Here is a 3,006-nt window from a genome sequence, read left to right on the forward strand (position 1 = left end):
GATGTGACGTTGAACGTGCTCCAAAACCTTTACCTTTTGGGACATCAATCCACCTGGCTCCTGTAATAAGTACCCAGAGTATGGTGTTCAGTATATCCCTGAAGAATGCATGGGGACGGCCTTTTCCAGGTTTCTCAGGTTGCTCTGGGAGAAAGGGTTCTATCACTGCCCATTCGGCATCTGTCAATCCAGTGAATTCGCCTGCCATCTTTTTTCTCCTTGTTCAACGGTTGTTTCTTCTTATCAGGAAAATATAAGACATCGTAATGACACTGTAAAATGGATTTTTGGGATAGGCTTATGAATTCAAACGCCCTGGTGAGGGATTCGAGGATTATAAGGATTATTTTGAAAAATTATGGAAAGACCCTTATTTTTGCTCGTAAATTTCCTTCAGAATGGCGCCACATTTTTATATTGTGTCCATGGAATTTACTGGAATTTAAAAGGTTATTGGGAAATCCGGGAATTGTGATTTATAGGTAGTTGATTGCCGGGTCAAATTTAAAATATTCCCTTGTAATTATTTCACCGATATTTTATCAGATGAAAATTGCTAATTTCTACAAGGGGGTTCTAGTGAAAAAGATTCTGCTGGTCACGATAATTCTATTCACTACTGTTTTTTGTGAGCTATCTGGAGCCAAGGGGTTAGGGTTCGATTACATAAAAGATCCACGGTGGAAAGGGCTTGATTCATCCATTAAAAGCCAAGTAATTGACGCGGCTTTTGACGAAGAGGTTGCATCTGACCCACGGTTTGCATCTTTGCCGGATGACCAGAAGATTCAAATGCAAAGCGTCTATGCGGATGAGGCAAGGGCTTATGAATTAGAGCTATATCCAGTTGCTGAAAACAAGCAAACTGCTAAAGACTATGAGCATAAAGAAAATCCAATTGCTACAGCAACCTATTATACGATTTTGCAGCTTGCCAACCTATTCATTGGATTTATAATTTCTTTTTTCATATCAAAATCAAGTCCCGGTATCTGGAGAAATATTTTTGGTTTTTCAGTTGCATTTTTTGTCGCTTGGATAGGTGGAAGCCTTTTGGTTTCTATTTTTGCTACATCCACTAAAGTAATAGTTGCAACTTTTGGTAGAGGATTTTTGTTCGCATTGGTGGGTGCGGCCGTTGGCACATATTATGGAAGGCTAAAGAATAAGGATGCTCAAAAAAAATCATCAATTATAATAAAAGACTCTTTTCAAGAAAACCCTTTAGAAATTTTTTCAGGGCAGCAATTGAAAAAACTCACCAGAACCAATGAATCAAATCAAGCATTAAGGAAAAAAATGAGCTTAAACAGGAATCAAAGGAATGTCATAATTGCAGGTATTTCAATTATTGTCCTTATGGGAATTTTTCCTCCTTGGGTAAATACTTTTAGTGTTAACGGCGTTTATAGTGAAGAATCTGCTGGTTATGATTTTATTGCATCACCGCCACCAAAAAAAAACAATTGCCGCTACGGAATCAAAATAGATACATCGAGATTGCTCATACAATGGGTGGTGGCTATTGCAGCATCGGGCCTTGGTATACTTCTAACAGCAAGGCAACCAAACGAGCAAGAGTGAAAACCGGTCCGTGAATAAACTCTCTCCTGGGCATAGAATTATTTTAACCGGGAAAACGGTCATGGCTTTTTAATTTAGAGACCTGTCAGAAAAAGAAAGGGATTTTGGCCACTTGCAAACCTCCTTTTTGTGCCTGTCCTGGGTCTTTACTGGCAGGCTTTTTTTTCTTACTTTTTTTCTTACTTTTTTTCTTACTTTTTTTCTTACTTTTGGGTAGTTTTTTACCTATGTCCCGTGTCCCTCCCATTTTCAATTTCAAATGGGCGGAAATATCGCGCCTTGCCAGACCGTATAGTTTCAGGCCCTGGAAGGACCCATTTAATTTCTGATACCCTGCTGCCCATAAGTCTCGGCCCGGCTTTTGGCAGATGATCGGAACACGCCATGATCATCCACAAAATCAAAAATCATAGCCTTGTCCTTTCCTGGTGCCGGTCGAAGTGCCCGTCCTACATATTGAATGAGACGCCCACTAAATTTGACGGGGGTCCCCAGGAACACGGTTGATATCCCCGGCAGGTCAAACCCTTCGCCGATTAGCTGTCCGGTGGCAATCAGGTATCTGCATTCACCATCCTGCAAGGCCGTAATAATCCGTTCTCGGTCCTTTGGGCCTGCGCTGCCGGTAAACACCTCAGCTTGAATGCCATGGGCATCCGACAGGATATTTTGCAGCGTAACGCAATGGGCTTTCCGGTCGGATAGGATCAAGGAAACGCCATGGCCGTTATTCTCAGATACGGTTTTACAAATCAACCGGTTCCGGTCTGCATCCTCGGTCAGTTCGGACAAGGCTTTTGAATACTCTGCGCTGGCATCCGCAAAGGGATAAAATCCAGTTTCAACCCATTGGACTTCTGCCCGGCAAAGGTTACCAGCCTGGACAAGGTCGTGTTTATCAATCCTGCCGGTAACATCCCCCACATACCAAAAAATAACCTTGGACAATCCATCCCGTCTCCAGGGGGGTGGCAGTCAATCCAAGACTGTACTTTGCATCGAAGGCGCTCACGGCTTCGGTAAACATCCGGGCAGGGGCCTTGTGAGTTTCATCCACAACCAAATGCCCGACATAGGGTACAACCTCATCCACACGTTTGTACAGACTTTGGACAGTGGCAACTGTGATCTTATTCCCGATGGAGAACTTACCCCCGCCGATAATTCCAATATCCGCCCTTGGGATCCCCAGGAAATTTTCGATCCGGTCAATCCATTGGGTTAAGAGTTCTTTGGTGTGAACGATGATAAGTGCCGGCTGCCCCCGTTCGGCAATGATCCAAAGCCCCATGACGGTTTTTCCTGCCCCGGTGCCTGCCTCAAGTAACCCCTGTTCCCTGGACAAAACATCATTGACGGCCTGCTGCTGCAATTCCCGAAGTGACCCGGCAAAAGAAAAGTCAACCGGTTCCAGGCTCCGGC

The 3,006-nt window shown here is 43.8% G+C and carries 5 protein-coding genes; 1 reads left to right on the forward strand and 4 read right to left on the reverse strand.

What is annotated here, in order from left to right:
• Positions 1 to 208, reverse strand: a 208-nt coding sequence (locus B3D59_RS18135; RefSeq protein ID WP_286822554.1) for a transposase, incomplete at its 3' end; no start/stop codon positions are given.
• Positions 209 to 579: 371 nt separating this feature from the next.
• Here B3D59_RS18135 and B3D59_RS18140 point away from each other — a divergent pair.
• Complete coding sequence (locus tag B3D59_RS18140) at positions 580 to 1,584, forward strand: hypothetical protein (protein WP_286822555.1); 1,005 nt, start codon at positions 580 to 582, stop codon at positions 1,582 to 1,584.
• Positions 1,585 to 1,669: 85 nt separating this feature from the next.
• Here the strand turns inward: B3D59_RS18140 and B3D59_RS18145 are convergent, their stop codons facing one another.
• The 3 genes from B3D59_RS18145 to B3D59_RS18155 all read right to left on the reverse strand — a co-directional run.
• On the reverse strand, positions 1,670 to 1,831 hold the full coding sequence (locus tag B3D59_RS18145; RefSeq protein WP_286822556.1) for a hypothetical protein: 162 nt from the start codon (positions 1,829 to 1,831) through the stop codon (positions 1,670 to 1,672).
• 71 nt (positions 1,832 to 1,902) lie between these two features.
• Positions 1,903 to 2,532, reverse strand: a complete 630-nt coding sequence (locus tag B3D59_RS18150) for a DEAD/DEAH box helicase (RefSeq protein WP_286822557.1) — start codon at positions 2,530 to 2,532, stop codon at positions 1,903 to 1,905.
• A partial coding sequence (locus B3D59_RS18155; RefSeq protein ID WP_286822558.1) for a DEAD/DEAH box helicase occupies positions 2,483 to 3,006 on the reverse strand: 524 nt, incomplete at its 5' end. The genes B3D59_RS18150 and B3D59_RS18155, both read right to left, overlap by 50 nt.

This window comes from Desulfobacter sp. UBA2225 (assembly GCF_002348205.1).
GTDB lineage: Bacteria > Desulfobacterota > Desulfobacteria > Desulfobacterales > Desulfobacteraceae > Desulfobacter > Desulfobacter postgatei.

Excerpts from the sequence above, each read along its gene's own strand:
- B3D59_RS18145 (WP_286822556.1), bottom strand. The coding sequence starts at position 1,831 with ATGGGAGGGACACGGGACATAGGTAAAAAACTACCCAAAAGTAAGAAA.